At 60.6% G+C, this 942-nt stretch carries 1 protein-coding gene; it reads right to left on the reverse strand.

Features of this window, described 5'->3' with window-relative positions:
• Nucleotides 1-37: 37 nt before the first annotated feature.
• The coding region (gene dgcA / locus J5224_RS30425) for an N-acetyl-D-Glu racemase DgcA (protein WP_264628768.1) at nucleotides 38-942 on the reverse strand (905 nt) is incomplete at its 5' end.

Below are 942 nucleotides of genomic sequence, written 5' to 3' on the forward strand. Positions count from 1 at the left end.
GCGTGAGAGTGCATGTCAGACCACACGCGAAACAGCACTAACCCGAGAGCGCGGCTGAAGGCGGGTTGATGATGCTGCCTTGGTAGTCCAGCCCGTTATCGCGATCGCGTTGCAGCAACAGCGGACCATCCAAATCAACAACATCAGCCCCCTGCGCCACGATAAACGCAGGTGCCATCGCCAACGACGTACTGACCATGCAGCCTACCATAATTTTTAGCCCGAGCTTGACTGCTTCATCACGCAGACGCAGCGCTTCGGTTAAGCCGCCAGCTTTATCCAGTTTGATGTTAATCATGTCGTAGCGCCCCACCAGTGCAGCCAGCGAATGGCTGTCGTGACAGGATTCATCGGCACAGATCGGGATGGGGCGGGGCAGCGATGCCAGCGCTTCATCTTTTCCGGCGGGCATCGGTTGCTCAATCATGGTAACGCCGAGTTTGACCAGCTCCGGCACCAGATGAGTGTAAAGCGCTTCATCCCATCCTTCGTTGGCATCCACAATCAGACGCGCTGAGGGGGCACCCGCCCGCACGGCGGCGACCCGTTCCAGATCGTGCCGATCGGCCAGCTTCAGCTTCAGCAACGGGCGGTGTGCCTGCTTCTCTGCCGCCTGGCGCATGTGCTCTGGCGTGTCCAGCGACAGGGTATAGGCGGTTTCCAGCGTGTGAGGCGTCGGCACAGTGAGCCGTTGCCAGATGCGCTGACGATACAGCTTGCACTCCAAATCCCACAGGGCACAGTCGAGCGCGTTGCGTGCGGCTCCCGCAGGCAAGCGAGATTGCAGCGTGAGTCTGTCCAGCCCGTTGCGCAAGTCGCTCTCAAGCGATGCGATTTGCTCAGTGACGCTCTCGACCGATTCACCGTAGCGCGCGTAAGGCAGGCACTCACCGTAGCCGGTAATCTCACCGGCGCGGAGGGCGCCAACCACCACATCGGCCT

It is taken from the genome of Candidatus Symbiopectobacterium sp. NZEC135 (genome assembly GCF_025962695.1).